Genomic DNA, 15,272 nt, shown 5'->3' with positions numbered 1-15,272 from the left:
GAACCGGCTCCGGCGGCGCTTCGATCAGGCGGCCATCTTCCGGCAGCTCTCGGCGCAGCGGCGGCACTGCTCGACGCAATGCTGCATGTCGCCTACCTGCTCGCAGCTTCGGGCGCAGTCCTCGCAGACGTCGGCGCACTCGGCGCAGGTGTGCTTGTGATGCCTCGTCCCGATCAGCATGAAGTGCGCCGACGTCCGGCACATCTCGGCGCAGGCCAGCATCAGGCGGAAGTGCTCGGGCTCGACGTGCTTGCCGCCCGCCGGGAGGCAGTGGTTCGAGGCCATGCCGAGGCAGGTCTGATAGCAGCGAAGACATTCGTCGATGCAGGACTGCATCTCGCTCGACATATTGCCCATGTGAAGCTCCTTTATGTTAGACAAAAAGAGAACGAGCATCAGCACTGGGTGACAATATGCCTCCAGTATTGCCTTGCTCATTCTGTCAACTCATGCCGGTATAGTTCGTTCTAATAAATCCCTTTCTTCTTGGCCGGGATTTTCAATTCGTCCGCAAGCGCCTACTCCGCCGCCTCGCGGTAAGCGGGTCGTTCGGCCGGGGCGACGCTTGCCGGCGTCTCGGCGGCCGTTGACAGGCCCCATCCCTTCACGAGTCCGTAGACGGCGGGGATAACCACGAGCGTCAGCACGGTCGAGGACACCATCCCGCCGATCATCGGCACCGCGATGCGCTGCATGACCTCGGAGCCGGCGCCCGTGCTCCACAGGATCGGGATCAGGCCGGCCATGATGGCGGTCACCGTCATCATCTTCGGGCGCACCCGCTCGACCGCGCCCACCATGATGGCCTGCCGCAGGTCCTCGCGGGACAGCGGCCTCCCTTCGCGGTCACACGCGGCCCGGACCTCGTCGAGGGCATGGTCGAGATAGACCAGCATGATCACCCCGGTCTCGGCCGCGACGCCGGCGAGCGCGATGAAGCCCACCGCCACCGCCACGGACATGTTGAAGCCCATCCACCACATCAGCCAGATGCCGCCGACCAGGGCGAACGGCAGTGACAGCATGACGATGAGCGTCTCGGTCAGGCGTCGGAAGTTGATGAACAGCAACAGGAACACGACGAGCAACGTCAGCGGCACAACCACCTTCATGCGCGCCTCGGCCCGCTCCAGGTACTCGTACTGCCCGCTCCACTGCAGGGTCGTGCCCTGGGGCAGCTTGACCCCGCTGTCGACCGCAGCCCGCGCGTCGGCGACGTAGCCGCCGAGATCGCGCCCATTGATGTCGACGAAGATGTAGACCGCGAGTTGTCCGTTCTCGGTGCGGATCGAGGTTGGGCCCCGGGTCAGCGCGACCTTGGCGACCTCGCGCAGCGGCACCGTGCCCCCGGCTGGGAGCGGCACCTGCACCTCGTCGGCGATGGATCGCGGGTCGGACCGGAAGGCGCGAGGATAGCGGACGTTGACGGTATAGCGTTCGCGTCCCTCGACGGTGTTCGTCACGCTCTGGCCGCCAAGCGCCGTGGCGATGACGTCCTGCACGTCGCCGACCATCAGCCCGTAGCGTCCGAGCGCCTCCCGGTCCGGCGTGATGTCGAGGAAGTAGCCGCCGATGACCCGCTCGGCATAGGCGCTCGACGTGCCCGGCACGTTGCGCACCAACGCCTCCACTTGGCGGGCGACCCCTTCCATCTCCTTCAGGTCCGTTCCTAGCACCTTGATGCCGACCGGGGTGCGGATGCCGGTCGAGAGCATGTCGATGCGGGCGCGGATCGGCTGGGTCCAGGCATTCGACACGCCCGGGAATTGCAGGGCCTTGTCCATCTCGGCCTTGAGGCTCGCCAACGTCACGCCAGGACGCCACTCGGCCTGCGGCTTCAGGGCGATGACCGTCTCGAACATCTCCATCGGCGCCGGGTCGGTCGCGGTATTGGCGCGGCCAGCCTTGCCGTAGACCGAGGCGACCTCGGGGAAGGATTTTATGATGCGGTCCTGGGTCGCCAGCAGCTCGCCCGCCTTGGTCACCGACAGGCCCGGCAGGGTCGTCGGCATGTACATCAGCGTGCCCTCGTTGAGGTCAGGCATGAACTCGGAGCCGAGCTGCCGGGCCGGCCAGACGGTCGCCGCCAGCACCCCGAGGGCGAGCAGGACGGTCAGGACCCGCGCCCGAAGGACGCCCGCGATGAGCGGCCGGTAGAGCCAGATGAGGAGCCTGTTCAGCGGGTTCCGGTGCTCCGGGATGATCCGGCCGCGCACGAACATCACCATCAGCGCCGGGACCAGGGTCACCGACAGGATCGCGGCCGCCGCCATGGCGAAGGTCTTGGTGAAGGCGAGCGGCCCGAACAGCCGGCCCTCCTGGCTCTCTAGGGTGAAGATCGGCAGGAACGAGACCGTGATGATGAGGAGCGAGAAGAACAGGGACGGGCCGACCTCGCTCGCCGCCTCGACCAGGATCTCCGTCCGCGGCTTGTCCGGTGGCGCCCGCTCCATGTGCTTGTGGGCGTTCTCGATCATGACGATGGCCGCGTCGATCATGGCGCCGACCGCGATGGCAATGCCGCCCAGGCTCATGATGTTGGCGCCGAGACCCAGGGCTCGCATGCCGACGAACGCCATCAGGATGCCGACCGGCAGCATCAGGATGGCGACCAGCGCGCTCCTCACGTGCAGCAGGAAGACGAAGCACACGATGGAGACGACGATGCTCTCCTCGACAAGCGTATGTCTGAGGGTCTCGATGGCCGCGTCGATGAGCTGCGAGCGGTCGTAGACCGGCAGGATCTCCGTGCCTGCTGGCAGGCTTTTCGCCACCTCCGCGAGCTTCGCCTTCACTCCCTCGATGACGTTCAGCGCGTTCGCGCCGAAGCGCTGCAGGACGATGCCGCCGGCGACCTCGCCCTCGCCGTTCATCTCGGTGATGCCGCGACGCTCGTCCGGTCCGAGCTCGACCCGGGCGACGTCCCGCACCCGCAGCGGCGTGCCGGCCGAGGTCTTCAGGACGATGTTCTCGATGTCAGCCAAGCTCCGCAGATAGCCACGGCCGCGGACCATGAACTCGAACTCGGAGAGCTCGACCGTGCGGCCGCCGACGTCGGCGTTGCTCGACCGGATCGCTTCCCGGAGCTTGTTGAGGGAGATGCCCTGGGCGCGCAGCCGGTTCGGATCGACCACGACGTTGTACTGCTTGACGAAGCCGCCGACTCCCGCGACCTCGGCGACGCCCTCTGCCCGCGAGGCCCCGAAGCGGACCACCCAGTCCTGCAGGGAGCGAAGCTCGGCGAGCGTCCGTTCCTTGGCCACCACCACGTACTGGTAGACCCAGCCCACGCCTGTGGCGTCGGGGCCGAGCGTCGGGGTCACGCCCGCCGGCAGGCGGCTCGCCGCCGCGTTGAGGTACTCCAGCACCCGCGAGCGGCCCCAGTACGGGTCGGTGCCGTCCTCGAAGATGACGTAGACGAACGACACACCGAAGAACGAGAAGCCGCGCACCACCTTCGCCTTCGGCACCGTCAGCATGGCGGTGGTCAGCGGGTAGGTGACCTGATCCTCCACAACCTGGGGGGCCTGCCCCGGGTACTCGGTGTAGACGATGGCCTGCACGTCCGAGAGGTCGGGGATGGCGTCGAGCGGCAGGGTCCGCAGCGACAGGACGCCTGCCGCGACGGCGAACACGGTGCCCACCAGAACCAGGACGAGGTTGCGGGCCGACCATCCGATGAGGCGCGCGATCATGGCGTCGCTCCCGCGTCGGCGGCTTGGCGGTCGTCCTTGGGGGGCGCCAGGCCTTGCAGTGCCGCCTTCAGGTTGCTCTCGGCGTCGATGAGGAAGTTGGCCGAGGTCACCACCCGGTCGCCGGTCGAGACGCCGTCGCGGATCTCGGTGTAGCCGCCGCCATGCACGCCGACCTTCACGGCCTTGGGCTCGAAGCGACCCTCGCCGCGGTCGATCAGCACGACCTGTCGCTCGCCGGTGTCGATGACGGCGTCGTCGGGCACGGCCACGACCGGCATGGCGTCCCCCGTCGCGATCTCGACGTCGGCGTACATGTCCGGCAGCAAGGTGCCGTCCGGGTTCGGGAGCTCGATGCGCACCCGCGTGGCCCGGGTCTCCGGGTTCACCTGCGGGTAGATCGTCCCGACCTTGCCGGTGAAGGTGCGGCCCGGGGCCGAGCGCAGGCGGATCGTGGCAGTTTGCCCGACGCGGACGTTGGAAAGGTCGCGCTCCGGCACGTCGGCCAGCACCCACATGGTGGAGATGTCGCCGATCCGGAACAGGGTATCCCCGGCCGCGGCCTTCATGCCCTCGATGGCGGTCCGCTGCAGGACGATGCCGTCCCGGGCCGAGGACCATGTGATGGCCATCGGCACGTTCCGGGTGCGCTCCATCTCGTCGATCACGGCCTCGGAGACGTTCAGGTTCCGCAGGCGCCGCCTCGCGCCGTCGAAGCCCGGGTTGGCGATGAGCTGGGCCGCCGCGGCGTTGATCTCGGGCGAGTAGACGTGGACCAGCGCCTGCCCCTTGCGGACGCGGTCGCCGGTGGTGACGTTCTCGACATGGTCGACGTAGGCGTCCGACCGGGTCGCGATGACCGTCACCCGCCGCTCGTCGAGGGCGACGGTACCGGGGACGCGCACGGGCTGGGCGACCACCCGGCGCTCGACCACCTCGGTCCGTACGCCGGTGCGCTGGACCTTGCCGGGCGAGACGGTCACGACGTTGCCGTCGCTGTCCTCGCCTTCGTAGACGGGGATGTAGTCCATCCCCATCGAATCCTTCTTCGGCGTCGCCGAGGTATCCGGCAGCCCCATCGGGTTGCGGTAGTATTGGATGCGCCGGGCGCCCGCGGCGGCCTTCGCATCCCCAGCCTTCCCCGTGTCCTGGGTGGCCATGTCGTGCCCAGCCATCCCGTTCCCGGCCATGTCGGCGAGCATGGCCTCGTCCGCATCCGGCGCGTCGAAGCGCACGTCCTCGCTGGCGTGGACCGCCCGGAACTCCCGGCCATCCGCGGTCGCCATCGGCGAAAGCGAGTAGACCGGCTTCCCGTCCGGGTCCTGGTAGTAGACCACCGGTCCGGTCGCCTTCGCGGAGGCCGTAGCCTGCGCGGCCGGCATGGGGCCCGGAGACCACCGGGCGAACTCCGTCCGGGCGCGCTCGGCGAGCGCCGGCACGGGGTTCTCCCCATGCCCCGCGACATAGCCGGCGCCCCCCGCCGCGAGTGCGGCGAGGGTCCCGGCGAACCAGGCCGCGCGGCTCACTTGACGGCCTTGAAGACCAGCTTGTCCTCGACCGTGCCGGTCTCGCCCTGGACCTTGGCCCCGAGCGACAGGCGCCAGCCGCCGGCCATCGTGAGCTTCGCCTTGAAGCGATAGACGCCCGGTTCGGTCGTGGGGAGTTGCTCGATCTTCGAGGTCATCTCGTCCATGCTGTCGGGCGCCATGTCGATGCGCTTGGCGAAGATCACGGCGTCGGGAACTGGCTTGCCGCTGCGCTTATCGAGAAGGCGCACCGACAGGACAGCCTCGCCGACCTTGGCCTCCTGCTGCACGAGCTCGAAGCGGTAGTCCTTGGTGTCGGCGAATGCCGGGAACGCGGTCGCCGACAGGGCGGCACCGAGCAGCGCCGCCGAGACGGCGCGCGAAAAAGTCTTCTGGGTCACGGGGGATGTCTCCTGAACGACGGGAAGGGACGCGTGGTCATGCGTCACCGTGCCGGCGCATGCGGCGCCGGCGTCATCGGTTCAGGCTCGGGGGGGCTCGGGTAGCGGCGTCCCATGCACGCTCGCGAAGGACGCCGAGGCGGGCCAGGACAGTGTCGCACGGGACGCGACGGGAGCCGGGACGGCGACCGTCCCCGGCAGCAGGGACGCGGCGCTTGCGAAGCACAGGGCCATCAGCGGGCAGCCCTTGGTGCAGTCGGGCTTCTTCGCCGTTTCCTTCGGGCAGCAGGGCATGTCGTCCATGGCCATCTCGGCCATGTCCATCGCACCCATTTCGGCATGATCCATGACCATGCCGTGGTGAACGACCGGCATCGAGGCCGCGGCCTCGTGAGCGATGGACGCGTGCATGCCCACAGTGGCCGCGGGAGCGGTCACCGGCGTCAGGGCGAGGCTGAGAACCGCCAGCAGCGGCAACAGTCGCCTAAGGGCAAGCCAAAGGGTCACCGATGCAGGATGCCAAATTCTACGGTCGGGCGAAAGCCCGTTCCGAATTCCTCGAACGACGCAGGACCAGGTTGGTTGCAAGCACCCGTCAGGCGAGCACCGCCGGGAAGCCGGCCGCAACGATGGCTCCGGCGATCCGGTCGGCCGGGCCGGCGGCATCGGACACGGTCACGAGCTTGGCACCGAGGTCCACATCCACCCGGGCTCCAGGCTCGATGCCAAGCACCGCGCGGGTCACGGACTTGGCGCATCCGCCGCATCCCATTTTGTCGACCTTGTAACGGAACATGACGCTCTTCCTTCGATAACGTCACGCCGAGATGGGGCTTCCCATAGTGGTAAGGTCAAGGGTCGCCGGCCGATGTCCTCTCACGCTTGCCCGAATGCTTGAACGATGCCCCCGACGGCGCGAGCGGCGGCATCTGGCGGGCATCCAATTCCGTGAACCCAGGTAAATCGGGGAACGGGCCGGCGCTTAGCGTACGCGCCACAGCAACAGGGCGAGCACTACGTTGCCCAGGGCAAGAACGGTCAGGACGGTATAGGTCGCATCGGCTCCGCCATGTGTCAGCACGACGGCCCCGAGGGATGGCGCGAGCGCCTGCGCCACCAGGCCCGGACGCGCCAACCGGCCGACGAGCGCGGCGTAGCGTTCCGGACCGAACAGGGCCAGGGGCACCGTACCCCGTGCAATCGAGTAGATCCCGTTGCCGGCCCCGTAGAGGACCAGCGCCAGCCCGACCAAGGGTAGGCCGGCCGCCAGCATCGTGACCCCAAGGACCACCAGGATCATAGCGGCGGTCAGGGTCCAGAGTGGGTGATGCCGGCCCTTCCCGGCCATCTCGACGATGCGCGCCCCCACCTGCGACGGTCCGATCAGGGCGCCGTAAGCGACGGCCGAGGCCAGCGCGACGCCACGGGCCTGCAGCAGGGTGATGAGGTGCACCGACACCATGGCCATCACCGTGCCCCCGAGGGTCAGCACCCCCGTCATGAGGAGGAAGGCACGGTGTTCCCGACCATGGAGACGAATGACGGGGCTCGGGCCTGCGGGTCGCGTGACCGGGTGTGCGGGCGGGCGGGGGATAGCGAGCAGGACGAGCGGCAGCGTGACCGAAAGATGCAACCCGGCATAGGCGAGGCAGGTCCCGCGCCAGCCGACCCGTTCGACGAGGAAGGCCGAGAGCGGCCAGCACACCGTGCTGGCGAAACCGCCCCACAGGGTCAGGGTCGTGATGGCGGACCTTGCCTCGGCGCCGTAGAGGCGTCCGAGCGTGGCGAACGCGGGATCGTACAACCCGGTGCCCATGCCGAGGCCGACGAGAAGCCAGGCCGCCAGATAAGCCGTGAGGTTCGGGGCCAGGGCGAGGCCCGTGAGGCCCAGCGCCAGGGCGATGGCGGCGAAGGCCAGCACCGGCCGCCCGCCATGCTCCCCGATGAAGGCTCCCACCCGCGGCGAGACGAGGCCCGCGACGAGGAGGCTGGCCGACAGCCCTCCGATGACCCAGCCGAGGGGCCATCCCGTATCCTTCGACATCGGCGCGGCCAGCACCGACAGCAGGTAGAACGAGGAGCCCCAGGTCAGGATCTGGATGACGCCCAGGGCCGAGATCACGGGCCATCGACGCGTCGGGGGCATCGCCGCGCTACCGAGCCCCGAGCAGGGGCAGCCACAGTGCCAGGGCCGCCAGGGTGACGAGCAACACCGGCGGGGTGATCACGAGGCCGACCCGCATGTACTGACCCCAGGTGATGCGCTGGCCCTTGGTATCGAGGACGTGGAGCCAGAGCAGGGTCGCCAGACTCCCGATGGGCGTGAACTTCGGTCCGAGGTCGCAGCCGATGACGTTGGCGTAGACCATGAGCTCGCGCATCAGGGGCGACAGGTCCGGGGCCTGCTGGATCGAGAGCGCCCCCACCAGCACGCTCGGCATGTTGTTCATGACCGAGGACAGGATGGCTGCGGCGACCCCCGTACCGATGGTGGCCACGAACGGTCCGTGGCCCGAAAGCCAGACGAGGCCTTGCGCCAGGTAGTCGGTCAGGCCGGCGTTCTTCAGCCCGTAGACGACGAGGTACATGCCGAGGCTGAACAGCACGATCTGCCAGGGGGCACCGGCGAGCACCTTGCGGATCGGGATGACGCGGCTCCTGTTCGCAAGCACCAGCAGCACCACGGCGCCGGCGCAGGTGACCGCCGATACCGGCACGGCGAACGGCGCGGTCACGAAGTAGGCCACCAGCAGCAGGGCCAGGAGTGGAAAGGCCGCCTTGAAGACGAGCCGGTCCTTGATCGCGTGCCGCGGCGCTTCGAGCTCGGCCACCGGGTAAGTGGCCGGCAGGTCGCGCCGGTAGAACAGCCACAGCACCACCAGGGTCGCCGCGAGCGAGACCAGGTTCACCGGTACCATCACGGCGGCGTAGCGGCTGAAGGAGATGTCGAAGAAGTTCGCCGAGACGATGTTGACGAGGTTCGAGATCACCAGCGGCAAGCTGGTCGAGTCCGCGACGAACCCGCAGGCGACGATGAACGCCAGCGCGGCCGCAGGCTTGAAGTTCAGCCGGAGCAGGATCGCGAGGACGATAGGGGTGAGCAGCAGGGCCGCGCCGTCGTTGGCGAACACCGCCGCGATGGCCGCCCCCAGCAGGATTACCAGCGGGAACAGCAGCCGTCCCCGACCCCCACCCCAGCGGGCGATATGCAACGCCGCCCAGTGGAAGAAGCCCGCCTCGTCGAGCAAAAGCGAGATGATGATCAGCGCCACGAAGGTGAAGGTGGCGTCCCAGACGATGTGCCAGACCACCGGGATGTCCCCGGGATGGATGACCCCTGTGGCCAGCGCCACCCCGGCCCCGATCAGGGCGCTCCATCCGATCCCAAAACCTTTCGGCTGCCAGATGACGAAGACGAGGGTGACCACGAAGATGGCGAGCGCAAGCATCGGGACCGTTTCTTGTTTTTGATTGCGTGGGTGCGATCAGGCGGTGGCGACGCGCCGGCCGTGCTCGTCGACGACCCGCTCACCGTCCTCCTTGACGAACTCGCCTTGCTGGGCCGGCAGGAGGTCGAGGACGGCCTCGGAAGGTCGGCAAAGGGCGACGCCCCTGGGGCTCACCACCAGGGGGCGGTTCATTAGGATCGGGTGCTCGGAGATGGCGTCCAGAAGCTGGTCGTCCGTCAGGCTCGGGTCCGAGAGCCCGAGCTCGGCGTAGGGCGTCCCCTTCTCCCGCAGGAGGTCACGTACCGTGATGCCGGCGCGCTCTGCGAGCTGGCGGATCAGGATACGGTTCGGCGGCGTCTTGAGGTACTCGACCACGTGCGGCTCGATGCCGGCATTGCGGATGAGGGCCAGGGTATTGCGGGACGTGCCGCAATCCGGGTTGTGGTAGATCACGACGTCCATCAGGCGGTTTCCTCGCAGCAGGCGGATAGGGCGGCGACGGCCGGGGCGCAGACCTCGGGGCGGCCCTGGCAGCAATCGCGCATCAGGAACTGGATGAGCTCGGACAGCTCGGGATACGCGGCGCTGTAGATGATCGAGCGCCCCTCCCGCCGGGAGGTGACCAGCCCCGAATGGCTGAGCTCCTTCAGGTGGAACGACAGGTTGGTGCCCGAAACTCCGACCGCCTCGGCCAGCATGCCGGCCGCCATGCCCTCCGGTCCGGCGGTGACGAGCTGGCGCACGATGCGCAGGCGATGCTCCTGGCCGAGGGCCGCGAAGGCAGCCACGGCTTGCCGTTCGTCCATCATGATGTCAATATCTCAACCATCGTTGAAACGTAGAGGAACGAGACGCCTTGGACAAGCCCCGACAGCCCTTCGCCGATGGCCTGCCGAACCTGAGCGAGGGGCACTTCGTGGTCCCGACGACCGACGCCCTGCAGGTGCAGACACCGTTCACCCACGCCCCGCGCTTCCTGATCCTGTACGGCTCCCTCCGGGAGCGCTCGTTCAGCCGCTTCCTCGCCTACGAGGCCGCGCGCCTGCTGGAGGCGATGGGCGGCGACGTGCGGATCTACGACGCGCACGGCCTGCCGCTGCCCGACGACAGCACCGCCGATCATCCGAAGGTCCAGGAACTTCGAACCCTCTCGATCTGGTCGGAGGGCCACGTCTGGGTCAGCCCCGAGCGCCACGGCGCCATGACCGGCGTGGTGAAGAGCCAGATCGACTGGCTCCCCCTGTCGGAAGGCTCGGTGCGCCCGACGCAGGGGCGGACCCTGGCCGTGATGCAGGTCTCGGGCGGTTCGCAGTCGTTCAACGCGGTCAACGGCCTGCGCGTGCTCGGGCGCTGGATGCGGATGATCACCATCCCCAACCAGTCCTCGGTCCCGATGGCCTACAAGGAGTTCGACGACGCCGGCCGGATGAAACCCGGGCCGCTCTACGACCGTGTCGTCGACGTCTGCGAGGAACTGTTCCGGTTCACGCTCCTGACGCGGGAGCGCGCCGACCATCTCGTCGACCGGTACTCCGAGAGGAAGGAGCGCGAGCCCGAGCGCCTGAAGGCCGTGGCCGCCGACATCGGGTTCGTGAAGCGACCATCGTGACCCGACAGGAGCGGGCACCGACGCATCGTCAGCATGACGAGGCGATGGCAGGGGACGCCGCCATCCTTTCCATGATCTCCCCCAGCGTGACCGGCCGCCAATCCCAGCAATCGACGCCGACGTCGAGGCTCGTCCGGGTGGCCGGGATGCCGCCGTGGGAATGGCCGTAGACGTGAAGGTCGCCGTGCCAGGCATTAGGCCACGTCACGTGCGCATAGTGGCTGGCCCAAAGGGCGACGCGTTCGGGCATCCCCGGGTCCTGGACGTAGATCCTTTGGACGTCAACGATGGAGCCGGCCCATTCAAGGCGCTCACCGAGATCGCGGTCGTGGTTGCCCCGAATTAGGTGGATGCGGCCGTGTAGGCGCGCCTTGATGGATGCGGCGTAATCCAGGCCGCACTTGTAGGCGAAGTCCCCGAGGTGCCAGACGATGTCGTCCGGTCGGACGGCCTTGTTCCAGGCGGCGACCAGGGCTTCGTCATGGGCCTCCACGGTCTCGAAGGGGCGCGGCCGAGGCATGCGTGGACTGAGCATGCCCTTGTGCCCGAAATGGGTGTCGGCGCAGAAGAGGGTTCTGGGCATTTGGGCCTCCGAAATGACGGAGGCCTTCTCGCTATGCGCGGCGCTCCTGGGTCAGGGGATCGGATTGTGGTCCCTGGCTTTCATCGGTCGCGCACTCCTTGTGTGACGTGTCGATCGCATCGCCTCCGTCCCCGCCGCAAGCGGCGGGCGAACGGGATCCACCGGCAAAGCCCGTCCCTTGCCGCTTTCCGCACGATCACAGCCATCCTGCAGGCGACCCTACGAGGCGCGGCCCATGATGGTTAAGGAATCGTTGATTCGGGACGCAGGTGACGGGAAGCGCATCCCGCGTCCAGCTTCCCTCGGAGTCGAGATTGTCGACGCCACCGGGGACGAGAACCGCGCGCGGCCGACCGGTTCCGCCTCAGACTTGGCATCGCCGTCGTCCTTGCGTCGGTCCACGGGCCGCCATCTATGACGGTCGGGGCCGGGCGGATGCCGGGGATGCCTAAGCCACCCGGCATCGCCACCTTCAGGCGGCCTTCGTGGTGACCTTCTCGTAGGTCCCGGTGCCTCCTTTAGAAGCCACGCGGATCGTCGACCGCGCGGGTTCGCCTTCGCTCAACCGGGCGCTCGAAGCCCAGTGACCTGACCGATGAAGCGCCGCCTCAGCGGCGGCAGCGTCCGGCGGGGCCGCGATACAGCCCGGGTGGGCAGCCGCGCGGTGCGCCGGTGACGGCCCGCCGGATCGCGCCGCGCGGACCGCGGTTCAGGCGGCACCCTCCGAACCCGCCACGATGGGCGCCGAACCCGCACCCGCCACGAACCTGGACAATGGGGGCGTCGATGCCCAGCCCGGGACTGGCCATGGGCAGCGCCTGGGCTTGGCCGACGATGAGCAGGGATGTGGCCGCGGCCAGAATGAAACCGGTGAACTTCATGTTGAGCCCTTGATGTAAGCGGACACGGCTTCTTGCCGAGCCACGGGGGGAAAGACGTTTCGGGACCGGCATCCCAAGGGGTCCGGTCACTTGGCGCGGCACGGCCGCTCTGCCCGGGTCACCCGTCCGTCATGGTCGGCATCGAGCCTCGCGAACCGCTTTGCGGACACGGCATCGATCTCTTCCGCCGTGAGGAAGCCGTCGGCATCCGCGTCGACGGCCCGGAAGCGTCCGGCCGGATCGTAGGGCCCCTTGCCGGGATGGGCCTCCCACCAGGACGCCCACTCCGCCCGGCTGATGCGACCGTCGTGGTCGGCATCGGCCCGCATCATCCGATTGCGGTTCCGCGTGAGGAATGTCGCGAGATCGACACCGGTGGCCACCCGGTCACCCGTTGGCGGAGGGGCCGTCGTCTGTGCCCGAGCGGATGCGCCGGTCACCGAAATGAACGTGACCAAGGCCAGACAGACGACACTCTTCGCCATGGGCGCACCTCTCTCGTTGATGGATCGGTGGGAGCGTATCGAACGGCACGCCCCCCTATGCTTCGGATGGCTTGCGCCGGTCACCACCGGCGATGCCACCCGCCGTGCCAGCCAACGCGACCGTAGCCGCCGCCCCAGCGGTGCCAACGCGGACCACCCCAGCCAAAGCGCCGCGGGCCGTAGAAGGCCGGCCGATAGCCGTAGGGCCGGTAGAATACCCGTGGACCAAGGTTGGGCCGGCAGAAGCCGTAGGGCCCGCGATGCCCCCCTAGGCCGCAGCCGCCCCGGGCCTCCGCCGTGCCTGCGGTCGCCAGCGGGGCCGCGAGACCAGCCACCAACAGGGCCGCCGGAAGCAGTCGCTTGAACAGGCTCGGTGCGCCCACCGTTTCCTTCGTCATCGTCGTGTTCTCCCGATGCGTGGTTGCGAGTGCCGGGATCTTGCCCCCCGCTTGTCGCAGGCGTTTGCCGGGAACCTGCTTTTTCGTCGCGAACCGTCGTCGGCTCGAACGTCCCGATACATTTCGCGACAAAAGCCTCCGGGAGACGAACGCTTCGGCGCGTTAGGGTCCGGGACGAAAGGCTTGGGACATGGAAGACGCACACATCCTGGTGGTGGACGACCATCGCGACATCCGAGATCCGCTCGCGACCTACCTCAAGCGGCACGAGCTCCGGGTCAGTGTCGCAGCCGACGCGGCGACGGCCCGTGTCGTCCTGGCGGGCAGCGTCATCGACTTGGTCCTCCTCGACGTGATGATGCCGGGCGAGGACGGGCTTTCGCTCTGTCGTCACATCCGGGAAGCCTACGACACGCCCGTCATCCTCCTCACCGCCCTGGCGGAGGGGACCGACCGGATCGTCGGACTGGAGATCGGGGCCGATGACTACGTCACGAAGCCGTTCGAGCCGCGGGAGCTCCTGGCCCGCATCAAGAACCTGCTGAGGCGCACGCGTGCGCTCCCCCGGACCCGGGACGAAGCGGACGGACGCAAGCTGGCGTTCGACCGCTGGACGCTGGACACCGACCGTCGCGAGCTCATCGATGATGCCGGAACCCAGGTGGCGCTCAGCACGGCGGAGTTTCGCCTGCTCTCGGCGCTGACCCGCCATCCCAGGGTGGTGCTCTCCCGCGACCAGCTTCTCGACCTGACCAGCGGTCGCACCGCCGATGCCTTCGACCGCAGCATCGACAACCAGGTCAGCCGCCTCCGGCGTAAACTGGAGCGCGACCCTGCCAACCCGGGGCTCCTCAAGACCGTCTGGGGCGGTGGCTACGTCCTCGCCGCCGAGGTGAGGACGGTATCTTGAGGCTGGTTCCGCGCTCGCTCGGCGGACGGCTGGCGCTCCTCCTCGTTCTCGCAGTCGTCTGCGCCCAGGCCGCGGCCTTCGCGATGTTTGCGCACGAGTCCTCTCGTGTCGGCCGCGCGGCGGCCAGGACCCAGGTTGTCGACCGCATCGCCACGCTGGTGCGCCTGCTCGACACCGTCCCGCCCGACACCGTCCCGAGCGTGGTCGCGGCCTATGGCTCCCCCCGCCACCACTTCACCATCGATGCCGGTAGCCTCGTGCCCGAGGGCGCGATGGGGATGGACGAGGCGCGCCTTGCGCGGCGGATCGACCGTCGCATGAAAGATGACGCCAGCCAGGCGCGGATCGCCCTGGTCGGGAGGGATGTCGGAGAGGCCGCCCCCCGGGGCCGGCTGTCCGACAGGACCCAGGCCCTGCGGGTCTCCGTCCGGCTCGACGACAGGCGCTGGCTCAACGCCGAGGCCCCGCTCGCACTCCGGACACCGCCATGGATGCGCATCGCGCTCATTCAGGTCCTGGCGAGCGTGGTCGCGGTGCTCGCCGTCGTCGCCGTCGCAAGGCGCGGGATCGTCGCCCCGGTGGCAGATCTCGCCAGGGCCGCCGAGATGGCCGGTCGCGGTGCCGCCGTCGAGCCGCTGCCGGAGCGCGGCCCAAGCGAGTTGCGGACCATGACGGCGGCGTTCAACCGGATGCACGAGCGCTCGCGGGCCTTCGTCGCCGACCGCACCCGGATGCTGGCCGCCATCAGCCACGACCTGCGCACCCCCATCGCCTCGCTCTGGCTCCGGGCCGAGATGGTCGAGGACGGCGAACTGAGGGACGCGATGGTACGCACGATCTCAGACATGGGGCGGATGGTCGACGCGACCCTGGCGTTCGCCCGGGACGATGCGCTGGCCCAGGACAGCGGCCCGCTGGAACTCGCCGAGATGGTCCGAGCGCTCGTGGACGACCACGTGGTGCTAGGGCGGGACGTAACCGTCGCGTCGCCTGCCGACCTTCCGTTCCATGGCCGGCCGGTAGCGCTGCGTCGGGCCCTCAACAACCTCGTCGAGAACGCCGTTCGCTACGGCGACAGGGCGCGGATCACGCTGGAACGGAACGACGACCACATCCGCATCCTCGTCGACGACGACGGCCCGGGAATTCCGCCCGACAGGATCGAGGAGATGTTCGCGCCCTTCGCGCGACTGGAGGGCTCCCGTAACGCCGACACGGGCGGAACGGGTCTCGGCCTCGCCATCGCTCGGTCGGCGGTCCGCGCCCATGGCGGCGACGTGGCGCTCGCCAACCGGCCCGGCGGTGGCCTGAGGGCGGAGATGACCCTGCCGGCCTAGG

General features: G+C 68.7%; 17 protein-coding genes. 3 read left to right on the top strand and 14 right to left on the bottom strand.

Features of this window, described 5'->3' with window-relative positions; all coding sequences use genetic code 11:
* Window positions 1-24: 24 nt before the first annotated feature.
* From FVA80_RS13770 to FVA80_RS13725, 10 genes are all read right to left on the bottom strand, one after another.
* Window positions 25-357, bottom strand: coding sequence for a four-helix bundle copper-binding protein (locus FVA80_RS13770; RefSeq protein ID WP_147853399.1), 333 nt, complete (start codon window positions 355-357; stop codon window positions 25-27).
* Between the two features lie 161 nt (window positions 358-518).
* A complete protein-coding gene (locus FVA80_RS13765) occupies window positions 519-3,695 on the bottom strand; it encodes a CusA/CzcA family heavy metal efflux RND transporter (protein ID WP_147907688.1) in 3,177 nt (1,058 codons plus the stop codon).
* Entirely contained in the window at window positions 3,692-5,218 is a 1,527-nt protein-coding gene (locus tag FVA80_RS13760; protein WP_147907689.1) for an efflux RND transporter periplasmic adaptor subunit, read from the bottom strand. The genes FVA80_RS13765 and FVA80_RS13760 overlap by 4 nt, the downstream gene beginning before the upstream one ends.
* Window positions 5,215-5,619 (bottom strand): FixH family protein, encoded by a 405-nt coding sequence (locus FVA80_RS13755; RefSeq protein WP_147853402.1) that lies wholly within the window; start codon window positions 5,617-5,619, stop codon window positions 5,215-5,217. Before FVA80_RS13755 ends, FVA80_RS13760 begins: the two co-directional genes overlap by 4 nt.
* Before the next feature lie 81 nt (window positions 5,620-5,700).
* Entirely contained in the window at window positions 5,701-6,126 is a 426-nt protein-coding gene (locus FVA80_RS13750; RefSeq protein WP_147907690.1) for a hypothetical protein, read from the bottom strand.
* 88 nt (window positions 6,127-6,214) lie between these two features.
* Window positions 6,215-6,415 carry a heavy-metal-associated domain-containing protein gene (locus FVA80_RS13745; RefSeq protein WP_056488124.1) on the bottom strand — a complete coding sequence of 67 codons (201 nt, stop codon included), beginning with the start codon at window positions 6,413-6,415 and terminating at the stop codon, window positions 6,215-6,217.
* 186 nt (window positions 6,416-6,601) lie between these two features.
* Window positions 6,602-7,765 (bottom strand): MFS transporter, encoded by a 1,164-nt coding sequence (locus FVA80_RS13740; protein WP_147907691.1) that lies wholly within the window; start codon window positions 7,763-7,765, stop codon window positions 6,602-6,604.
* A gap of 7 nt (window positions 7,766-7,772) precedes the next feature.
* The gene (locus tag FVA80_RS13735; protein WP_147907692.1) at window positions 7,773-9,068 is read right to left on the bottom strand and encodes an arsenic transporter; all 1,296 of its coding nucleotides are present in this window, start codon (window positions 9,066-9,068) and stop codon (window positions 7,773-7,775) included.
* Window positions 9,069-9,104: 36 nt separating this feature from the next.
* Window positions 9,105-9,530, bottom strand: a complete 426-nt coding sequence (gene arsC, locus FVA80_RS13730; protein WP_147907693.1) for an arsenate reductase (glutaredoxin) — start codon at window positions 9,528-9,530, stop codon at window positions 9,105-9,107.
* Window positions 9,530-9,877, bottom strand: a complete 348-nt coding sequence (locus FVA80_RS13725) for a metalloregulator ArsR/SmtB family transcription factor (protein ID WP_147907694.1) — start codon at window positions 9,875-9,877, stop codon at window positions 9,530-9,532. Before FVA80_RS13725 ends, arsC begins: the two co-directional genes overlap by 1 nt.
* 47 nt (window positions 9,878-9,924) lie before the next feature.
* On the opposite strand from FVA80_RS13725, the gene arsH reads away from it, so the two are divergent.
* The gene (gene arsH / locus FVA80_RS13720) at window positions 9,925-10,677 is read left to right on the top strand and encodes an arsenical resistance protein ArsH (RefSeq protein WP_147907695.1); all 753 of its coding nucleotides are present in this window, start codon (window positions 9,925-9,927) and stop codon (window positions 10,675-10,677) included.
* Window positions 10,678-10,705: 28 nt separating this feature from the next.
* Here the strand turns inward: arsH and FVA80_RS13715 are convergent, their stop codons facing one another.
* The 4 genes from FVA80_RS13715 to FVA80_RS13700 all read right to left on the bottom strand — a co-directional run bounded on the left by FVA80_RS13715 (window position 10,706) and on the right by FVA80_RS13700 (window position 13,024).
* Window positions 10,706-11,260, bottom strand: coding sequence for a metallophosphoesterase (locus tag FVA80_RS13715; protein WP_147907696.1), 555 nt, complete (start codon window positions 11,258-11,260; stop codon window positions 10,706-10,708).
* Between the two features lie 608 nt (window positions 11,261-11,868).
* The gene (locus tag FVA80_RS13710; RefSeq protein WP_147907697.1) at window positions 11,869-12,141 is read right to left on the bottom strand and encodes a hypothetical protein; all 273 of its coding nucleotides are present in this window, start codon (window positions 12,139-12,141) and stop codon (window positions 11,869-11,871) included.
* A gap of 86 nt (window positions 12,142-12,227) precedes the next feature.
* Window positions 12,228-12,473: a hypothetical protein gene (locus FVA80_RS30545; RefSeq protein ID WP_187193680.1), complete on the bottom strand. Its 246-nt coding sequence runs from the start codon at window positions 12,471-12,473 to the stop codon at window positions 12,228-12,230.
* 233 nt (window positions 12,474-12,706) lie between these two features.
* Window positions 12,707-13,024, bottom strand: a complete 318-nt coding sequence (locus FVA80_RS13700; RefSeq protein ID WP_246692395.1) for a hypothetical protein — start codon at window positions 13,022-13,024, stop codon at window positions 12,707-12,709.
* A gap of 190 nt (window positions 13,025-13,214) precedes the next feature.
* On the opposite strand from FVA80_RS13700, the gene FVA80_RS13695 reads away from it, so the two are divergent.
* Together FVA80_RS13695 and FVA80_RS13690 are read left to right on the top strand one after the other, a co-directional pair.
* A complete protein-coding gene (locus tag FVA80_RS13695) occupies window positions 13,215-13,934 on the top strand; it encodes a response regulator (RefSeq protein WP_147907699.1) in 720 nt (239 codons plus the stop codon).
* Window positions 13,931-15,271: an ATP-binding protein gene (locus FVA80_RS13690; RefSeq protein WP_147907700.1), complete on the top strand. Its 1,341-nt coding sequence runs from the start codon at window positions 13,931-13,933 to the stop codon at window positions 15,269-15,271. The genes FVA80_RS13695 and FVA80_RS13690 overlap by 4 nt, the downstream gene beginning before the upstream one ends.
* The last annotated feature ends 1 nt before the right edge of the window (window position 15,272 follow it).

Source organism: Methylobacterium sp. WL1 (assembly GCF_008000895.1).
Classification (GTDB): Bacteria; Pseudomonadota; Alphaproteobacteria; order Rhizobiales; family Beijerinckiaceae; genus Methylobacterium.
Note: the sequence above shows the minus strand (reverse complement) of the source record. Positions and strands in the feature narration are given on the sequence as shown.

Coding starts and splice junctions, on each gene's coding strand:
- FVA80_RS13770 (WP_147853399.1), bottom strand. CDS start 357: ATGGGCAATATGTCGAGCGAGATGCAGTCCTGCATCGACGAATGTCTT.
- FVA80_RS13765 (WP_147907688.1), bottom strand. CDS start 3,695: ATGATCGCGCGCCTCATCGGATGGTCGGCCCGCAACCTCGTCCTGGTT.
- FVA80_RS13745 (WP_056488124.1), bottom strand. CDS start 6,415: ATGTTCCGTTACAAGGTCGACAAAATGGGATGCGGCGGATGCGCCAAG.
- FVA80_RS13740 (WP_147907691.1), bottom strand. CDS start 7,765: ATGCCCCCGACGCGTCGATGGCCCGTGATCTCGGCCCTGGGCGTCATC.
- FVA80_RS13735 (WP_147907692.1), bottom strand. CDS start 9,068: ATGCTTGCGCTCGCCATCTTCGTGGTCACCCTCGTCTTCGTCATCTGG.
- arsC (WP_147907693.1), bottom strand. CDS start 9,530: ATGGACGTCGTGATCTACCACAACCCGGATTGCGGCACGTCCCGCAAT.
- FVA80_RS13725 (WP_147907694.1), bottom strand. CDS start 9,877: ATGATGGACGAACGGCAAGCCGTGGCTGCCTTCGCGGCCCTCGGCCAG.
- FVA80_RS13715 (WP_147907696.1), bottom strand. CDS start 11,260: ATGCCCAGAACCCTCTTCTGCGCCGACACCCATTTCGGGCACAAGGGC.
- FVA80_RS13710 (WP_147907697.1), bottom strand. CDS start 12,141: ATGAAGTTCACCGGTTTCATTCTGGCCGCGGCCACATCCCTGCTCATC.
- FVA80_RS30545 (WP_187193680.1), bottom strand. CDS start 12,473: ATGATGCGGGCCGATGCCGACCACGACGGTCGCATCAGCCGGGCGGAG.
- FVA80_RS13700 (WP_246692395.1), bottom strand. CDS start 13,024: ATGACGAAGGAAACGGTGGGCGCACCGAGCCTGTTCAAGCGACTGCTT.
- FVA80_RS13695 (WP_147907699.1), top strand. CDS start 13,215: ATGGAAGACGCACACATCCTGGTGGTGGACGACCATCGCGACATCCGA.